Source organism: Streptomyces kryoterrae (assembly GCF_054072135.1).
This window is the reverse complement of record NZ_CM133358.1, coordinates 954293-972985: the sequence shown is the minus strand read 5'-3', so window position 1 is coordinate 972985 and position 18693 is coordinate 954293. Positions and strand designations below refer to the sequence as shown.

At 68.5% G+C, this 18693-nt stretch carries 13 protein-coding genes and 1 pseudogene; 4 read left to right on the top strand and 10 right to left on the bottom strand.

Translation table 11 applies throughout. The features are described 5' to 3' along the window. Positions 1-375: 375 nt before the first annotated feature. The 3 genes from ACW4TU_RS03955 to ACW4TU_RS03945 form a co-directional block, all read right to left on the bottom strand. Positions 376-2850 (bottom strand): glycoside hydrolase family 2 TIM barrel-domain containing protein, encoded by a 2475-nt coding sequence (locus ACW4TU_RS03955; protein ID WP_457424655.1) that lies wholly within the window; start codon positions 2848-2850, stop codon positions 376-378. Beyond that, positions 2828-3349, bottom strand: a complete 522-nt coding sequence (locus ACW4TU_RS03950) for a hypothetical protein (RefSeq protein WP_457424653.1) — start codon at positions 3347-3349, stop codon at positions 2828-2830. Before ACW4TU_RS03950 ends, ACW4TU_RS03955 begins: the two co-directional genes overlap by 23 nt. Positions 3350-3653: 304 nt before the next feature. Continuing rightward, positions 3654-3836, bottom strand: a complete 183-nt coding sequence (locus ACW4TU_RS03945) for a hypothetical protein (protein WP_457424651.1) — start codon at positions 3834-3836, stop codon at positions 3654-3656. 175 nt (positions 3837-4011) lie between these two features. Between ACW4TU_RS03945 and ACW4TU_RS03940 the strand changes: the two genes are divergently transcribed. Continuing rightward, on the top strand, positions 4012-4992 hold the full coding sequence (locus ACW4TU_RS03940) for a LacI family DNA-binding transcriptional regulator (RefSeq protein ID WP_457424648.1): 981 nt from the start codon (positions 4012-4014) through the stop codon (positions 4990-4992). Between the two features lie 115 nt (positions 4993-5107). Here the strand turns inward: ACW4TU_RS03940 and ACW4TU_RS03935 are convergent, their stop codons facing one another. The 7 genes and pseudogenes from ACW4TU_RS03935 to ACW4TU_RS03905 all read right to left on the bottom strand — a co-directional run bounded on the left by ACW4TU_RS03935 (position 5108) and on the right by ACW4TU_RS03905 (position 12719). Continuing rightward, positions 5108-5311, bottom strand: coding sequence for a hypothetical protein (locus ACW4TU_RS03935; RefSeq protein ID WP_457424646.1), 204 nt, complete (start codon positions 5309-5311; stop codon positions 5108-5110). Positions 5312-5506: 195 nt separating this feature from the next. Continuing rightward, positions 5507-5957, bottom strand: a pseudogene (locus ACW4TU_RS03930) (transposase); the annotation flags it as partial. 254 nt (positions 5958-6211) lie between these two features. Next, positions 6212-7048, bottom strand: coding sequence for an ABC transporter ATP-binding protein (locus ACW4TU_RS03925; protein ID WP_457424644.1), 837 nt, complete (start codon positions 7046-7048; stop codon positions 6212-6214). Next, positions 7045-8805 (bottom strand): dipeptide/oligopeptide/nickel ABC transporter permease/ATP-binding protein, encoded by a 1761-nt coding sequence (locus ACW4TU_RS03920; RefSeq protein WP_457424642.1) that lies wholly within the window; start codon positions 8803-8805, stop codon positions 7045-7047. The genes ACW4TU_RS03925 and ACW4TU_RS03920 overlap by 4 nt, the downstream gene beginning before the upstream one ends. Beyond that, positions 8802-9743 carry an ABC transporter permease gene (locus tag ACW4TU_RS03915; protein WP_457424640.1) on the bottom strand — a complete coding sequence of 314 codons (942 nt, stop codon included), beginning with the start codon at positions 9741-9743 and terminating at the stop codon, positions 8802-8804. Before ACW4TU_RS03915 ends, ACW4TU_RS03920 begins: the two co-directional genes overlap by 4 nt. A gap of 9 nt (positions 9744-9752) precedes the next feature. Continuing rightward, complete coding sequence (locus ACW4TU_RS03910) at positions 9753-11312, bottom strand: ABC transporter substrate-binding protein (protein WP_457424638.1); 1560 nt, start codon at positions 11310-11312, stop codon at positions 9753-9755. A 393-nt stretch (positions 11313-11705) separates the two neighbouring features. Next, a complete protein-coding gene (locus ACW4TU_RS03905; protein ID WP_457424636.1) occupies positions 11706-12719 on the bottom strand; it encodes a LacI family DNA-binding transcriptional regulator in 1014 nt (337 codons plus the stop codon). A 240-nt stretch (positions 12720-12959) separates the two neighbouring features. On the opposite strand from ACW4TU_RS03905, the gene ACW4TU_RS03900 reads away from it, so the two are divergent. The 3 genes from ACW4TU_RS03900 to ACW4TU_RS03890 are packed head-to-tail and all read left to right on the top strand — an operon-like array spanning position 12960 to position 18672. Continuing rightward, entirely contained in the window at positions 12960-13733 is a 774-nt protein-coding gene (locus ACW4TU_RS03900) for an alpha/beta hydrolase (RefSeq protein WP_457424634.1), read from the top strand. Positions 13734-13765: 32 nt separating this feature from the next. Further along, positions 13766-16375 carry a family 78 glycoside hydrolase catalytic domain gene (locus ACW4TU_RS03895; protein ID WP_457424632.1) on the top strand — a complete coding sequence of 870 codons (2610 nt, stop codon included), beginning with the start codon at positions 13766-13768 and terminating at the stop codon, positions 16373-16375. Positions 16376-16401: 26 nt separating this feature from the next. Further along, positions 16402-18672, top strand: a complete 2271-nt coding sequence (locus ACW4TU_RS03890) for a glycoside hydrolase family 3 C-terminal domain-containing protein (protein WP_457424630.1) — start codon at positions 16402-16404, stop codon at positions 18670-18672. Positions 18673-18693: the final 21 nt, after the last annotated feature.

The following is an 18693-nucleotide window of genomic DNA, read 5'->3' as shown; positions in this document are numbered from 1 at the left end:
GATTCACCACGCCTCGCCGTGTTCCGGGAGCGGAGCATGCGGCCGGGTTCTGGCCAGGGACCATGCCCGTATGGACACCATCGTTGAGATCTATGTGCCCCTTCGGGAGGTCCCGGGCACCCCGGAGGGTTCATGCCTTCCCCTGGATTGACCAGGTCGAGGACTTCCTTGCTGAACAGGAGGTAGCGGAAGTGCATGACGAAGGAGAGGAGTACGGCGAGGCATACATCTTCTTCATGACCGGGGCCGCCGAGGCGGATCTCCTGGCCGTCGCGTCTCGCGTGGCCACAGTTCCGGGCATCCCGAGCGGAGTGTTCGCGATGGCGGGTGCGACACCAATCAGGAGCTCGCCGAGGCCCTTGACCCCGGCGCGCATCACGATTGAGGAGGTGTTGCCTGCTCGACGGTGATGATGGTCTCGGCTGCTTCGCATCCGGGGGCTGTCGCCTGGATGCGGATCTTGCCGACGGCGGTAGGCCGTACGATCGCCAGAGCCCGTCCGTTGTAGGTGTGCCGCTCGGCCGCGTCGAACCGCTCTTGCGTCTGCGGGGCGGCGCTGCCCAGGGCGATCAGCTCGCCGGGGCCGGAGACCTCCACACGGACCGGACGGTCGGCGCCGGTCCAGCAGGTCCCGTGTGGGTCGGTCAGGGTGAGGGTGACGAAGCCGAGTTCGCCGTGCGCCGCAGTAACGGCCAGCCGGTCCGGCTCTGCGGTCAGCGTCACCGGGCCCTGGGCCGAGCCAAGCCGGCAGCGGCCCGTCTCCTCGCCGTTCCGGTACGCGACGGCGCACAGCTCTCCGGGCTCGTACGGGAGGTCGAAGGCGGCGCGGAAGCGGTGTGCCGGGCCCGTCGGCACGCGGCCCACCGGGCGGTCGTCGAGACAGAGTTCGACCTCGTCGGCGTCGCTGTAGACCTCGACGGTGACGGGCTTGCCCTCCCAGCCGGGCCAGGTCCAGCTGGCGATGCTGTCGCTCCATGCCCAGGGAGTGCCGATGAAGGTCCTGCCGTGGGTCTCAGGGTTCTGGACGGCGATGTAGGGGGCAGTGCGCAGGCCGAAGACGATCTCGCGGTAGTAGGAGGCGGGGCGCCGGTGGCCGGTGATGTCGACGTCTCCGCAGCCCGCGAGGAGGTGGGGGAAGGGGGCGCCCATGACGATGTGGGGGTTCTTGGGGGTCGCGTACTGGGGGCGGCCTATGCCGACCTCGCCGAGGTAGTCCCAGCCGGTCCAGGTGAAGTCGCCGATGACGTGGCTGTACTGCTCCACCAGCTGCCAGGTGCGGTCGATGAGGGTGGGGAAGGTCTCGGTGCCCAGGATGATCCGGTTCGGAAAGAGCTCCCGGTCGAGGGCGTAGCGGCTGTCGGCGTAGTTCATGCCGGCGACGTCAAGGACGCTGAAGGACTCGGCCGTGCGCCGGGTGACCACGTCGGAGGCGCTGATGTGGTTCGTCGTGTCGGACATCTCTGCCATCAGGGTGTTGATGCCCGCGCCGCTCTCGGCTTCCTTCTCCTTCTCCATCTCGTGCAGAGCGGCGGCATCGGATATGGCGGCGAAATGGCAGTTGATGGCGTTGGTGACGTAGCGGCTGCTGTCGATGGAGCGGATCTTCTCGGCGAGCTTGCGGCCCCAGGCGGCGCCGACAGCGGATCCGGTCTCGGGGATCTCGTTGCCGATCGAGTACATGATGACGCTGGGGTGGTTGTAGTCCTTCGCGACCATCGCCTCCACGTCGCGCTCCCACCACTCGGGGAAATGCAGGCTGTAGTCGAATCCGCTCTTGGCGGACGTCCACACGTCGAAGGTCTCGTCGACCACGAGCATGCCGTGCCGGTCGCAGGCGTCGAGCATGGCCTTGCTCATCGGGTGGTGGGACATGCGGATGGCGTTGAAGCCGGCGTCCTTGAGGATCTGCACCCGCCGTTCCTCGGCGCGGGCGTAGGTGGCCGCGCCGAGGGGGCCGTTGTCGTGGTGCACGCACGTCCCCCGCAGCTTGACGCTGCGGCCGTTGATACGCAGTCCCCGGTCGGGGTCGAGCTGCAGCGAGCGGACGCCGAAGTGAACGCTGTCGCTGTCCAGCGGTTCGCCGGCGTCGCTCAGGGTGAGACGACAGCTGTACAGATGGGGGCTGTCCACGTCCCACAGCCGGGCCTCATTCAGGTAGACGCGTGAGCGGACGGTGGCGTACTCGCCGGGCAGCACGGTGACCTTGGTGACGTCGTCCGCCACCGCGTTCCCCGAGGAATCCAGGACACTCACGGCGAGGTCGAGCGTGCGCAGGGCGATGGAGTCGTTGCGCAGTCGGGTCGCGACCTCAACCACCGCCTGCTCGCCTTCCACGTCCAACGTGGTCACACGGACTCCGTCCGGCGCGATACGTACGATGTCACCGGTGAGCATCCAGACGTCGCGGTAGATGCCGGCCCCGGTGTACCAGCGGGAGTCCTGGTGGGCGCGTGCCTCCACGCGGATCTCGTTGTCCTGGCCGTATCGAAGATAGAGGTCGGCGTCGACGGTGAAGTGGGAGTAGCCGTAGGGACGCTGGCCGGCGAAGTCGCCGTTGATGTGCACGGTGGCGTCGCGGTAGACACCCTCATACTGGAAAAGGATCCGCTTGCCGCGCAGTTCCTCCGGCACGAAGAACGTCTTGCGGTACTCGAAGACACCGCCTTGGAAGTAGGCGCCCGCGCCAGACTCGATCGTCAGTGCACCGTCCGGAGGAACGCGATCCTGACCGATCATCGCGTCGTGCGGCAGTCTGACGTCACGGAACGGGGCGACGGGGCCGGTCATTTCCGCGAAGGGGTTCACCTTGTGCCGGGTCTGCCAGTCGTCATTGAAGGAGGTGCGGATCACGGTGGGTCCTCTTCGCCGAATACCAGGGGTGGGGCCGGGGTGCCTGAAGACGCAGCGCCGTGCCAACGGGCTCACGCCACGGAACGTTACTTACAGCGTGGTACTTAAACGTGTAGGTAACGTGGGCGTAGGTTAGTCCGCGGTCCTGAATCTTGACAAGAGGATTATCAGAAGGTGGCTGCATGACCGGGACATCCAGCGGCAGGCGGGTGATCAGCGGGGATGCCGCGCCGAAGGCGGGGGTCCCGAAATGGGTTCGGAATCGGCGGGCGAAGTAGTTCGGATCAGGGGAGGGCTGGGCCGGTCGCCGTCGCATGGTCGACGCGGCCGGCGGTTCGGGCTGGAGGGCTTTGGGCAGGCGGGGTATGCGGATCAGGCCGACGACCGCCGCGGCCGGCAACAGGCCGAACTGCGTGCCGAACATCAGGCGGGTGTGGCCCAGCGAGAAGGCGGGAGTGCCCAGCGCGGCCAGACCGGCGACGGCCCGGGTGAAGGCCATAGTGACCCCTTGGGCGGTAGCCCGCGGCAGGGTCGGGAACAGCTCCTGCGACCAGACCTCGGACCGACTCACCGACGAAGGTGTTGCCGAGACCTGAGATGAGCATGACGGCGACCAGAGTGAACCTGCTCGGCCCCAGCAGTGCGGGCAGCCCTCAGGTGAGGACGATCAGTCCGGAGCCGACCGCGAACCAGGCACGCCGGGCCGGTCTGTCGACCGCTCGCATGAACAGCAGGCCGGCGACGAAGCCGATCGGCAGTCCGATCAGGGTGAGCTGTGCGACCTCGCCCTTGGCCAGAGCGGTTTACAGGAACGTGCCGAACCGGCCGAGGTTGTTCGCGCCGAGGTTGCAGGTGGCGTAGCACAAGCCCGTTGCCAGCAGGGCGTACACGGTCGGCGCTCGGAAGAGATCGCGGATGCGGCTGAACTCGATGGTCTCGGAGCGGGCAGCCACCCGTTCGGCCGACTCGCTGAGGGTGAGGCGCAACAGCGGTACGACGACCGCGACGACCAGCAGGTGGGTGAACAGGATCCGGCCTGCCTACTCGTTTCACTGACTCGTGCCAGCCCGGTGATCTGGCGGGTAAGCTAACCGCGGCCGGGGGCTTTGACATGAGGTGCGACTGAGGCGGCGGGTGACCGGGGTGTCCGAGGGCAGGCTGGTGACCAGCGCGGATGTGGCGAGGGAGGCTGGAGTCTCCCGCGCGACGGTGAGTTACGTCCTTAACGAAGTTCCCCATCAGAAGATCCTCGAAGCCACGCGGCAGCGGGTGCGGGAAGCCGCCGCCCGGCTCGGCTACGCGCCCTCGGCCGCGGCGCGTGCCCTGCGCACAGGGCGCTCGGAGATCGTGCTCGGCCTGCTGCCGGACTGGCCGATCGAGCATGTCCTCGGACGGCTCATCCAGCAGCTGACCAATGCCTTCGCCGTGAACGGGCTGACCTTCGTGGTGCACTCGTCGGCGCCCCCTGCGCGCCCCCTGCGGGACATCTGGAAAGCCATTACCCCAGCAGCGGTGTTGTCCCTGCAGGAGTTCGACGACCGGGAAGGCGAGGCGATGCGGGCGGCGGGCATTGAGGTGATCATGGCGATGCACGGGTTGACACGGGGTGAGCTCCGGCCACCTCTGGTCTCCGAGCAACCCATCGGCGCATTGCAGGCACGGCACCTCGCCGGACCCAACCGCCGCCTCGGCTACGCCTACCCCGATCTGCCGGGACTCGACGTCCTGGCCCAGCCGCGCTTGGACGGCGTCCGCAAGGTATGCGCCGAACTGGACATGCCTGAGCCGGATGTCCGGACGGTCCCCCTCGATGCGCCGGGCGCCGCCGAAGCGGTGAAGGCGTGGCTTGCCGCCGACCCACCGGTCACGGGGATCTGCGCGTTCAACGACAATGTCGCCCTCGCTGTGCTGGGTGGCTTGAGTTACCTCGGGCTTCGCGCTCCGAAGGATCTGGCTGTGATCGGCGTCGACGACATCCCCGGCGCGGCCCTGGCCCAGCCACCGCTCACCACGATCGTCCGTGACACCGACGCCATCGCGCGGGGCCTGGCCCGCCGCGTCATCGACACGCTGGCCGGACAGGAGATTCCCGCCGAGCCCCTCCGGGACGAACTCCTGATTCGAGTCCGCGCATCCGTCTGACCGGTGCGCGGGTGCCTTCGGGTAGCCGGTGGTCACGCCTCTGTTGCAAAGGGCACTCGCGCTTTCGTGCCAGGGCCGTGTCGCGGGAGGATGCTGTCACTCCGGCCGCAGCATGTCAGTCGGGCATCTGGGGAGTCTGTCCATGATGCAGGGCTGATTCAAAGTCCTGGTGATCATGTGGTGTTGCGGGTAAGGGCAGTCCGATCAAGTCCAGTGGGCGGGCGAAGGGCCTGTAGGAGAGCTCGCGCAGGCCGACGGCGATGCTGTGGTGCCCAGCGACACATAAAATGCTGATCGCGAAGCTGTGCAGGGTGATCATGTTCTCCGGTCCGTGCCCGGTGTGGATCTTCGAAACGTCTTCGCCGAACGTGGTGTCTCTTACGTGGTGCACGGCCTCGATGCCCCATTGCGCGCGGGCGAGTTGGCCGATGGCCTGGGGAGATGCCGCACGCGCCGTCAGGTCGGCGATGGCGTAGACGGTCTCACTGGCGATTTTGCCGGTCTTGAGGTCGGTGCGATGCCGGTGGATGGGTGGAATCGGTGCGCGCCCGGCCTCGCGTCTTGAGCGGCCCTCGCTCCCCGGCCGCGGCCAGGATGCCGTCCAGGACCTGGCGCCCCGCATCGGCTCCGACCAGACGGTCACGGAACTCCGAGTAGTCGAACCCGGGATCCGTCAGCTCCAGCCCGAGGGCGTACTTGACGTCGATCCTGGCCCGCACCGCCTCGGCCGCCTGCCGGTCGGTCAGCCCCTCCACAAACTGCAACACCAGTACCAACGCCAGCTGCCCCGGCGACCTCGCGGGTTTCCACCGCGTCGCGAACAGCCCGGCGAACTCCTCGACTCGGAAGAGAACTCCCAGCTCATCACGGATTCGGATGGCCCAGCTCCCTTTCGGGAAGGCCGCCCGCGTCACCCGCCCCGTCTCCACCGGGACCTCCCCCGGCTCCTGAGGCCTCATAGACATGGACACCCACCCCATACGACAACGTCGGCCCCCAAGACCTATCGGGTCTTGGGGGCCGACGTCACGCCGAGACCGGAATATTAACCAACAGCATCAGGAATCGCTCCCGGGCGGGGGCCGTACGGATGTGGCCCCGAGCTGTCCTGGCGGATCGTTGGAAGGCCTCGTCGCATTGTTACCGCACGCCGGTGCGGATGGGGTGCTTGGGCGGCCGTCTCTCTGAGCAGCGTCGGCTGCCCGGGCCGACCGGATCGTCAAGCGGTCGCTGCCACCTCCGTCCGCTGCTGACGCCGCTTGCGTTGCAGGATCGGGTCTGGGACGGGCGCGGCCGCCACCAGTCGCCGCGTGTACTCGTGCTGCGGCTGGTGGCACACGTCGACGCTGGGTCCCTCTTCGACGATGCGGCCGTCCTGCAGCACCAGGGTGCGTGCCGCGAACTCCTTGACGACCGCGAGGTCGTGGGTGATGAACAGGTACGCACAGCCAAGGGTGTTCTGGAGTTCGGAAAGGAGCTCCAGCGCGGCGGCCTGGGTGGTGACGTCGAGTGCGCTGGTCGGCTCGTCGCAGATGATGAGCTTGGGTTGCCTGGCGACCGCTCGGGCGATGGCGATGCGCTGGCGCTGGCCTCCGCTGAACTGGGCGGGGTACCGGTCGGCGGCGTCCTCGGGCAGGCCGACTCGGCAGAGCAGGTCGGCGGTGTGCTCGCGGACTTCTCTACGTGAGCGGGTTGACCCGGCGAGGAGGGGTTCGGCCAGTGTCCGGCCCACAGGCAGGGCCGGGTTGAGCGAACCGTACGGGTTCTGGAAGATCGCCTGTATGTCGGTGGACAGTGCGCGCCGGGCGCGGCCGGTGAGACGGGTGATGTCCCGGCCACCGAGCAGTACGCGTCCGGCGCTGACCGGGGTCAGTCCCAGGACGGCCTTGCCGATGGTGGTCTTGCCCGAGCCGGACTCGCCCACGAGCGCGACCGTCTCGGCCTTACCAACCTCGAACGACACGTCCTCGATGATCGTGTTGGGGGGCTTGCGCAGGCCACGGGAGGGGTAGCGGACCGCGAGCCCTTCGACCTGGAGTATGGGTGTGCCGGTCACGCGATCCTGCTCTCGGTCGTCGCGATGCTGGGTGTGCTGTCGATGAGCTTCTTCGTGTACGGGTGCTGGGGCCGGTAGAAGATGTCCTCGACCGCCCCTTCTTCCACGATCCGGCCCTTCTCCATCACGGTCGCCCGGTCGCAGATGTCGGCCACCACTCCCAGGTCGTGCGTGATCAGGATGATCGCCATGCCGTGCTCGTCACGCAGTGACCGGAGCAGATCGAGGATGCCGGCCTGCACCGTGACGTCCAGTGCCGTGGTGGGCTCGTCGGCGATCAGCACCTTCGGTGACCCGGCCAGTGCCATGGCGATGGCGACCCGCTGGAGCATGCCGCCGGACAGCTCGTGCGGGTGCCGGCGCGCGAGGTCGTCCGGATCGCGCAGGTGGACGCTGGTCAGCAGTTCGCGAACCCGTTGCCTGACGGCGTCCTTCCCGCCCGACACGGAACCAGTACGGCGGACGACCTCGGACAGCTGTGAGCCGATGGTGAAGTACGGGTCGAGTGCCACCATGGGTTCCTGCGACACCAGGGCTATCTCGCTGCCGCGGATGCGCTGCAGTTCCCGCTCCGGCAGACCACTGATCCGGGTACCGGCCAGCCAGGCCGAGCCACCCGTCACCGCCCCGCCCGGGGCGAGCAGCCCGAGCAGCGACAGGCCCGTCACCGTCTTGCCGCTCCCGGATTCGCCCACGAGACCGAAGATCTCGCCGGCGTTCACGGTGAAGCTGACGGAGTCGACGACGGTACGCGGGCCCTGCGCGGTGGCGAAGGCGATCGAGTAGTCGCGCACCGTGAGCACTCCCGCGTCAGGCGGTGTGTGAGAGGTTTCGGCGGTGCCCGTGGCGACCGCCACGGGCACCGGCCGTCGCGACCGGCCGCCGGTTCCTCGCCTTCGTTCCTGAGTGAGGTCGCGCAGTCCGTCGCCGAGCAGCCCGAAGGCGAGGGACATGAGGCCGATCAGGCCGCCGGAGATGAACAGCAGCAAGGGGTTCTGCTCGATGACCTGCGAGGCCTCTCCGACCATGCCGCCCCAGCTCGGGGCGGGCGGCAGGGTGGCCAGACCGAGGAACCCGAGGCCGGTCTGCACCATGAGGGCGATGCCCGAGAAGAGGCACACCTGGACCAGGAGAAGCCCTACCAGGCCGGGGAAGATGTGCCGTGCCATGATCCGTGCCGGGCTGAGCCCGGAGACTCTGGCGGCGTCCACGAACAGTTCCTCCCGCAGGGCGATGCACGAGCTGCGGATGATCCGTGCGAGGCCAGCGGCTGAGAGGACGCCGAGCGTGAGCATGGCGGCGACGTTGCTCTGGCTGAAGATCGCCAGGACGGCGAGCATGAGGATGATCACGGGAACGGAGAGCATGACGTCCATCACGGCCACGATGACCCGGTCGGTCCAGCCGCGCAGGTAGCCGGCGAGGATGCCGAGTGACATGCCCAGAACGATGTAGACGCTCACGGCCACACCCACCCCCAGCAGGGCAGGCCGCCCGCCGTAGAGCAGCCGGCTCAGCACGTCGCGGCCGAGGTCGTCGGTGCCCAGCGGGTGGTCCGCCGATGGACCGCCGCGCGTGTGGAGCAGGTCCTGCGCCAGCGGCGGATGCGGTGCCAGGAGAGGGGCGAGGATCACGGCCGCAGTGATCGCAAGGACCACGGCGAGCGCAGCCGCAGTGAGAGGGCGGCGAAGTATCCCGGCGAAGGGGTTGGTCCACTTCCGTGATCGCACGCTCACGGGCGCATCCGCAGCGGTCATGCCACACGCACCTTCGGGTTCAGGAGGCTGTAGAGAACATCGACGAGAAGGTTCACGGCGATCACCAGCATGGTGAAAATGATGGCAGCGCCCTGAACGACCGGCAGATCGTGCTGGTTGGTCGCGTCCACAACCGTCGTCCCGAGCCCGGGCAGGGTGAAGATGTTCTCGACGAGAATCGTGCCGGGGATGTACGCGATCATCGTGAGGCCGATCGCGGTAGCCACCGGCAGCCCGCAACCGCGCAGGGCGTGCTTCCAGACGATGGACGCGGGCCGGACACCGGAGGCCCGCAGCGTTCTGATGTGGTCGAGGCCCAGGGTGGTCAGCATCGCGTCGCGGGTGATCTTGGCGATCAGGGCGACACCCCCGATCGAGAGAGCGATCACGGGCAGCACGAGGCCGTTCGCCCATTGCCCCGGTGACTGGGCGAACGGGGTGTACCCGGTGGCCGGGAAGATCGGGAACTTGACGGCGAACAGAGAGACGAGCATCAGCGCGAGCCAGAAGTTGGGCAGAGCACTGCCCAGCAGGGACACCACGTCGGTCAGCCGGCGGCTGAAGCGACCACGCGTCGCGCTGTACACGCCGAGCAGCACGCCGACCAGGGTCGAGAGCACGGTGGCCCCGATCACCAGGGTCAGCGTGACCGGCAGGCGTTGCTCGACCATCCCCAGCACGGACTCGCCGCTGAACAGCGAGCTGCCGAAGTCGCCGTGCAGGATGTCGCGCAGGTACAGCCAGTACTGCTCGACGAACGGCTTGTCCAGATGGAGCGCGGCCCTCAGCGCGTCGTACTGCTCCTTCGTCCCGTTGACCCCCAGGACCGTTCGTGCCGGGTCACCCGGCACGAACGACTCCAGGAGGGAGGTGATCGCCGAGACGACCACCAGGAGTGGGATGGACAGCGCCAGCCTGCGGAGAATGATGGGAAACATCTGTCCTCGTCAGTTAGAGACCCAGGTGACGTTCGAGGTCAGCTGGGCGGTGCCCACCGCGAACTTCACCCCGCGCAGCTTGTTGTTGTACATGACGATCGTGTCGGTGGAGGCCACCGGCAGCGCGAGCGCCTTCTGTACGATCACATCGGTGAGCTCCTTCGCCGCCGCGCCGCTGGACTGGGGGTCCGACTTGGCGAGCAGGGCGAACGCGGCATCGACGTCCTTGTCGCCCACACCGAAGACGTTCATGATGCCCGTCTTGGCGAAGCCCGCCTGCTGTGCGTAGAAGTTCGCACCACCACCCTGGCCGGGCGTGAGTACCGTGGCCGCGTACTTCTTCGACAGCAGGTCGTTGATCCAGCCACCGAAGTTGGCGGCGGCCTTCAGCTTCAAAGTCACACCCACCTTGGCGAGCTGATCCTGCACGGCCTGGAGCATCTTGGTCGTCGAGGGGTCGAACGACCCGTAGTTCACCGGGATGGTCAGCTTCGGGTATCCCGCCGCCTTCAGCAGCTGCTTGGCCTTGGCGGGGTCGTAGGCGTATGTCTTCTCGGCTTCGGTGCTGTAGCCGTCGTAGCCGGGCATCGCAGGCTGGGAGAGCGGCTTCCCGTAGTCGCCGTAGACCGCCTTGGTGATCGCGGCTCGGTCGATGGCGAAGTTCAGCGCCTGCCGCACCCGCTCATCGCGCAGTCCCGTGACGACGGTGCCTTCGCGGTCCAGCAGGAACAGGCCGGCCCAGGTGGTGGGGCTCTTGATCGTGGTGAGCGACGAGTCGCCCGCGACGGTCGGCGCCACGTCCGGGGTGCCGTACATGACGTCGATCTGCCCGGACTTCAGGGCCTGCGCTTGCGAGTTGACGTTCGGCATCACCTGGACGGTGATCTTCTTGAAGTGGATGGCGGCCTGGTCGTAGAAGTTCTTGTTCGGAAGGTAGACGTAGTGGTCGCTGGAGACCGACTGTTGGGCGCTGTATACGTACGGTCCGGCGCCGAAGGTCGTGGAGGCCAACTTCTTCGGGTTCTTCAGCCCCGCGGGGCTGATGATTGCGCCGCCCAGGAACTCGGGTGTGAACAGGGCGCCCATGTCGGGGTACGGCGTCGGGCTGCTGACCACCACGGTCGAGTTGTCCGGAGTCGAGAAGGTCAGGGGACGGAAGTAGGCCCCGGCGGGTCCGCTGCCCTTCTGGAAATACTTGATCGAGTTGACGACGTCGTTGGCGGTGATCGGCGTGCCGTCGGCGAACTTCGCCCCCTTACGCAGACTGAGCTGGAACTTGGTGTTCCCGCTGCCCACATAACCCCATTTGTCCGCCAGCCCGGCCGCCAGGGTGCCGTCGGCCTTGCGGCTCAGCAGCGAGGCGTAGGCCGGGTCCGTGTAGTTCAGGCCGGGCCCCACGGCGGCCTGGGCGGGGTCCATGCTGTTTGGCGCCGAATTCAACGCGATGGTCAGGTTCGCCGGGCCTGCGCTGCCGTTGCCGCCGGTGTTGCTGTTGCCTGCGCTGCAGGCGGCGAGCGTGAGTGCTGCCACCACGCCGATCGAGGAGTGGAGGACGGTTCTTCTCTTCATTGAGATCTCCGTGGGGTCGAGAGGGGGGCAGGGGGTGCGGCGGACGAAGTGGGACTCGATCGAGCCACCGAGGTGGGCGGACCGAGCGGCAGGTGTTGGACTGGGTGGCCGCTATGCCGCTACGAAGGAGCGGAGCCATGAGGATCCGCCGCGGTCGAGGAATCTCGGCGCGATAGCTGCAGGAGGTGACGTCGATGCAAAGGCGTTACCTCCAGCGAGCGTCACTCCCGGGGTACCGGGGCGCCACTTACACCTTTAAGTGAGAGTGCCCGTAAACTAACTGTGTCGCCTTCGCTGCGCAAGAGGTTCACGGAGGACGGTCGCGGTGACAGCATGGCGCGGGGCGGCAGGAGCGCGGAGGCGGCCGGTGAACCGCCGCGACAGTGGGGCCGATCAGGCGGACACTCGAACATGAACCCGAAGCGGGTCCTGGATGGGTTCGGCGGAGGTCTGCGCACCGTCGAGGGCGTCGACGATACGGCGGGCCAGGCCCCGCGCGATGGCGTCGGTGTCACGGACGATCGTGGTGAGCGGTGGCTGGGCCAGGGCCGCGCCGGGGATGTCGTCGACGCCGATCACTGCGAGATCCTGCGGTGCCCGCAGTCCCAGTGACCGCAGGGCGGCCAGAACGGCCAAGGCGACAGCGTCGTTGAACGCACAGATACCCGTCACCGGCGGACTGGCGGCGTGCCATGCCTTCACCGCCTCGACGGCACCGTCCGGATCGACGGGCACGGTCCGAACGTCTGGCTCCGGGAGGCCGAGTCCGGCGCACACCTCGCGCACACCGTCCAGTCGCGGACCGGCCAGGGCATCGAGCACCGCCAGATCCGGGTAGGCATAGCCGAGTCGGCGGTGCGTTTGGGCGAGGTGGCGGGCCTGCGCCATTCCGATCCGTTCTTCCGAAACGAGTGGAGCCTGGTGCCCGCTCCGTACCGAGCCGTGCACCGCCATGACGACCTCGATTCCCGCTGCCCGCATGATGCCGGCCTCCGCCTCGGCCTCCGGGAACGCGTCCAGCGCCAGAACCGCTGCAGGCGTCAAGGCTTTCCAGACTTCCCGCAGGGGCCGGGTGGGGTGGGTCGGCGAGTGCACGAGAAAGGTGAGTTCATGCTGGGCCAAGGCGCTGGTCAGCTGCTGGATGAGTCGCCCGAGAACGTGTTCGATCGGCCAGTCGGGCAGCAAGCCGAGCACGATGTCCGAGCGCCCCCTGCGCAGCGAGCGCGCTGCGGCCGACGGTGCGTAACCGAGCCGGGCGGCCGCTTCCCGCACCCTCCGCCGGGTGTCTTCGGGGATCTTCTGGTGTGGGGAGTTGTTGAGGACGTAACTCACCGTCGCGCGGGAGACCTTTGCCTCGCGCGCGACATCCGCACTGGTCACACGTTGCCGGTCGGATCTTCCCGACATCTATCGGCTCCCTCTGGCAGGTCTCTTGCCAAAATCAGCTGCTGCGGTTAGCTTTCCGCTCAGTTTACCTACACGTTTAAGTATCGCGCTTGAGTGACGTCGCGAACTTCTGCTCCTGGCCGGACCCGCCCCGCCAGGAATCCCCCGTCCCTGGTCGCCGGTGCTGACCGAGTGAGGCGCAGCCGCCGCACATCAACCGCCGCACACGCTCGCAGTCGACACATCCCGAAAGGCATCCGCGTGATCCGCCATCACGACTTCCGCTATACCGGCATGACGCTGCGCTCCACGGTGCACATCCCCGAAGGGCCGACGGGCACCCGCTGGCCCACAGTGGTATTCGTGCACGGCTTCACCTCCAACCGGATCGAACTGCCCAACTTCGTCGCCATGTCCCGGCTGTTGGAGGCCCACGGCATCGCCTCGGTCCGGTTCGACCTCTCGGGCCACGGTGAGAGCGACGGCGACTTCTTCGACGTCACGATCACCGGTGAGATCGCCGAGACCCGCGCGGTGCTCCAAACGGTCCAGACCTTCGACTTCGTCGACCCCGAACGGATCGGTCTGGTCGGTATGAGCATGGGCGGGGTGGTCGCCGGCATCGTCGCCGCCGAGGAACCGGGGATCGTCGCGCTGTGTCTGTGGTCTCCGGCCGCCGTCGCCCCCTTTGAGATCGGCAGCGGCTACCTCAAGGGTCGCAGGCTCGCTCCGGAGATCGCGGAGAAGGGTTACGTCGACGCCGACGGGCACCGCATGAGCCCCGCGCTCGTCGAGGACATCGCCGGTCTCGACGTCTACGGGCGCTCGAGCGGGTACGCCGGCCCGGTCCACATCCTGCACGGCGACAAGGACGACATTGGCCCCATCGAGTACGTGCGCCGCTATCTGGACCACTACGACGGCGACGCGCACCTCGAGGTCGTCGAGGGCGCGGACCACGCCTGGGGATCCGTCCCGCACCGCACCACGCTGCACCAGTCCACCCTGCGATTCCTCCGGGAGCACCTCAAGTGATGAAGACGTCCGGCAACGAGGAATCCCACACCATGGACACCACGACAACGGTCGTCGGACTGCGCACCGCGGACGACTCCGGTCTCGTGGCCACCCCATACCCGCAACCCCGTCTGTCCTGGTCTCTGGCGAGCGAACGGCCGGGCGTCCTCCAGCACGCCTACGAGATCCAGGTGTCGACCGCCCCCGCCTTCGACGACCCCGCGTCCAGCGGAGAGGTCGAGTCCGACCTGGTGACCGACCACACCTGGCCGGCCCCGCCGCTGCGCAGCCGCGAGGTCCGCTACTGGCGCGTCCGTGTCCGCACCGATCTCGGACGGACGGAATGGAGCGGACCCGCCCGCGTTGAGGCAGCGCTGCTCGACGACATGGACTGGACGGCCCGCCCCGTCCACGTTCCCAGTGACCGGGGCCATACATCCCCCGGCCCGGTACCGCTGCTCCGCCGGGAGTTCGACCTCCCGGCGGAGCCGGTATCCGCCCGCCTGTACGTGACCTCACTTGGCGTGCACCGCACCGCCGTCAACGGCCGTCCCGTCTCCGACGACCTGCTGGAACCGGGCTGGACCAGCTACCCCAACAGGCTGCTCTACGCCACCTACGACGTCACCGGCCTGCTCCGCCCGGGCACGAACGCCCTGTCCGCCGCGATCGGCGACGGCTGGTACCGCGGCCATCTCACCTGGCACAAGAACCGCAACGTCTACGGCGACACCACAGCTCTGCTCGCCCAGCTCGAAGTCACCCTGGCCGACGGCACCACCGTCACAGTCGCCACGGACGACCACTGGAGGGGTGCGTACGGCGGTCTGCTGGCGGCGGATCTGTACGACGGCTGCGAACACGATCTCCGTCACGAACCGGACGGCTGGCAGCTGCGGGGCTTCGTCGACGACGACTGGGAGCGGGTCACCGCTCTCCCCCTGCCCGCCGGGCTGTCGCAGCGGGCGCACCCGCCTGTGCGGGTCGTGCAGCTCATCCGGCCCGGGCTACGGACCCTGCCCGACGGCACGATCGCCGTCGACGCGGGCGAGAACATCACCGGCTGGCTCAGGCTCCGGGTGGGCGGCCCGGCGGGGAGCACGGTCACGGTCCGGCATGCCGAGGTTCTCGACGGCGACGGCCGCCTGCTGACTAGCATCCTGCGCGGCGCCCGTGCCACCGACCAGTACACCCTGGCCGGCGGTACGGCCGAACTGCGGCCGGAGTTCACCTTCCACGGCTTCCGGTACGCCGAGATCGTCGTCCCGCCGACCGTGACCGTCGAGTCGGTCGAGGTCGAGGTGGTGGCCAGCGATCTGCGCCGCATCGGCGAATTCCGCTGCTCCGACGAGCGCGTGAACACGCTGTACGCCAACGTCGTACGTTCGCAGCGCGGCAACTTCCTCGCTGTGCCCACGGACTGCCCGCAGCGCGACGAGCGGCTCGGCTGGACCGGGGACCTCATGGCCTTCGCCCCGACGGCCTGCGCCACCTTCGACAGCGGCTCGTTTCTCGACAGCTGGTTCACCGATCTCCGCATCGAGCAACGGCCGGACGGCTCGGTCCCGTTGGTTATCCCCGACGTCCCGCTCGGCGAGCTGCCACCGACCGAACTGCCGAAGGCCGGCGGCTCCGCGGGCTGGGGCGACGCCGCCACGGTCGTGCCGGCCGCCCTGTTCGAGGCATACGGCGGGCACGGCATGCTGGACCGGCACTACGCGGCGATGCGCGCGTGGGTCGGGTTCACCGTCGATCACCTGGACGACGACGGGACCTGGAGCGGCAACGCGCAACTCGGTGACTGGCTCGACCCGGCCGCACCACCGGAGGATCCGGCGCGCGCCACCACCGACTCCGGCTACGTCGCCACCGCGTTCGTCGCGCACAGCGCCCGGCTGCTCTCCGACGCGGCCCGCGAACTGGGCCACGTCGACGACGCCGACCGGTACGCGGACCTGCACCGGCGTACCGCCGAGGCCGCCTGGCGCAAGTGGGGCGACCATGCCCGCACCACCCAGACCGGCTGTGCGCTCGCCCTCGAATTCGGCATCGCGCCGGTCACCGAGCGCGCCGACGTGGGCAAGGCCCTCGCGAGTCTGGTGCGCGCCCGCGACGGTCGCATCGCCACGGGGTTCCTGGGCACCCCGTTCGTGCTGCCCGCCCTCACCGGCACCGGTCACACGGACGAGGCGTACCAACTGCTGCTCAACCCGGAGTGCCCGGGCTGGCTCTACCAGGTCGCCCGCGGCGCCACCACCATGTGGGAGCGGTGGGACGCCATCCAGCCCGACGGCACGATCGACGTCGAGAACGCGGGCATGATGCTGTCGTTCAACCACTACGCCTACGGTGCCGTCGCCACCTGGCTCTATCGGTCCGTCGCCGGACTGCGCCCCGCCTCTCCCGGCTACCGCACTCTCGAGATCGCGCCCCGCCCGGGCGGAACGCTCACCTCGGCCGACGCCTCGATCACCACTCCGTACGGTCCGGCGTCCGTCGCCTGGTCGATCAGCGACGACACCCTCACGGTGAGGGCCGTGCTGCCGCCCGGCACCACCGGGCTGTTCAGCGCCCCGGACGGCTGGCGCTGCGCGGAGGCCGTCGAGCGACTCGGATCCGGCAGCCATCTCCTGGCTCTGCGGCCGGCCACCCGCTCCTGAACGTCACCCACCCAAGGATCTCCACCATGGCGACCAATCACGATCACGAACCGGCCGAGTTGGGCCTCGACGAGAAGACCGCGCTGCTCTCGGGCCGGGACATGTGGTCGAGCAAGCCCGCCGAGCGAGCGGGGATCCCCTCCCTCGTGCTGAGCGACGGTCCGCACGGCGTCCGGCTCCAGCGCGCGGATGCCGACCACCTGGGCCTGCACGACAGTCACCCGGCGACCTGTTTCCCGCCGTCGGTCGCGCTGGCCTCCACCTGGGACGCGGAACTGATCGGCCGGGTGGGCGAGGCGCTCGGGCGGGAAGCGCGAGCACTGGGGGTCGACGTACTGCTGGGTCCCGGCGTCAACATCAAGCGCTCACCGTTGTGCGGCCGCAACTTCGAGTACTTCTCGGAGGACCCGTTGCTCAGCGGCGTACTGGGGGCGTCGCATGTGACCGGCGTGCAGAGCCAGGGCGTGGGTGCTTCGGTCAAGCACTTCGCGGCCAACAACCAGGAGACCGACCGCATGCGGGTGAGCGTCGACGTCGACGAACGCACCCTGCGTGAGATCTACTTCCCGGCGTTCGAGCGGATCGTGACCCAGGCCCGCCCGGCAACGGTCATGTGCGCCTACAACAAGCTCAACGGCATTCCCGCCGCCGAGAATCATTGGCTGCTCACCCAGGTGCTGCGCGAGGAGTGGGGCTTCGACGGACTGGTCCTCTCCGACTGGGGAGCCGTCGGTGACCGCGTCGCCGCGCTGATCGCCGGTACCGACCTGGAGATGCCCGGCACTCATCGTGACACCGACGCACTGGTCGCCGACGCGGTCCGTGCCGGCGAGCTGGACGAGACCGTCGTCGACACCGCTGTCGCCAGGCTGCGCACCCTCGCCGAGCGGGTCCGCGCCCAGGCCGACCCGGTGACAGTGGACTTCACCGCGCATCACCGGCTGGCCCGTGAGGTCGCCGCCGACGCCCTGGTGCTGTTGAAGAACCACGACCGGACCCTGCCGCTCTCTCCCAACGGCCGCATCGCCGTCATCGGCGAGTTCGCCACGACCCTGCGCTACCAGGGCGGCGGCAGCTCCCACGTCAACGCCACCCACGTGGACAGCGCGTTGGAGGAGTTGCGTGCGCTACTGCCCGACGCCCAGGTCGATTTCGCCGAGGGGTACCGCACCTCGGACCGTTTCGACGCCGCCCAACTGCTAGAGGACGCCGTAGCGTTGGCCGCAGCGGCGGACGTCGCCGTGCTCGTCGTCGGTCTGCCCGACGCCGACGAGTCGGAGGGCTACGACCGTGAGCACCTCCTGCTGCCGCCCGCGCAGGCCGAGTTGATCCGCGCCGTGGCAGGGGCCGCCCGCCGTACCGCCGTGGTGCTGGTCAACGGCGGTGTGGTCTCCCTGGAGAGCTGGCACGACGAGGTGGACGCCGTGGTCGAGGCCTGGCTGCCCGGTCAGGCCGGCGGCGGCGCCGTCGCCGATGTGCTCACCGGCCGGGTCAACCCTTCCGGCCGTCTCGCCGAGACCGTCCCGTACCGGTTGAACGACAACCCGTCGTTCCTCAACTTCCCCGGCGAGCAGGACCATGTCCGTTACGGAGAGGGCGTGATGGTCGGCTACCGCTACTACGAGACCGCCGATGTGGCCGTCCGCTACCCCTTCGGGCACGGCCTGAGCTACACCTCCTTCGGGCAGACCGACTTCCGGGTCACCCCCACCGGCCCTGACACCGCCACGGCGAGCTTCAGCGTCACGAACACCGGCGACCGCTTCGGCAAGCACGTGGTCCAGGTCTATGTGGCCGCGCCCGAACGGCCGGTCAGCAGCCCGGCCCGGGAACTGCGCGGCTTCGCCAAGGTGGCGCTCGCTCCGGGCGAGACCACGACCGTCGAAGTCGTCCTCGACCGCCGGGCCTTCGCCTACTGGGACATCACCCGCGCCGACTGGACCGTCGCCGCCGGGGACTATCAGGTGCAGCTCGCCGACAACGCCCACGAGGTCGTCGACACCGCCGTCCTGGTCCTGAAGGGCGACAACGTACTGCGGCCGCTCACCCTCGACTCCACCGCAGGCGAGTGGTTCGCCCACCCGACCGTCGGTCCTGCTCTGACGGCGGCGATGACATCCGGACTCGGCAAGGAACAGTCCGATGGAGTCGTGGAGGGAAACGACGGCGCGCTGCTCCTGCTGTCGTCCATGGCGATGCGCCAGTTCACCGGCTTCCTGCCCGCGCCGCTTCCCGGTGAGGTGCTGGAGCAGCTCATGAAGATGAGTGAGGTGTACGCGGAGACCGTCGGCGCCTGAGCCGTCGCGCCGGGTTCCGTG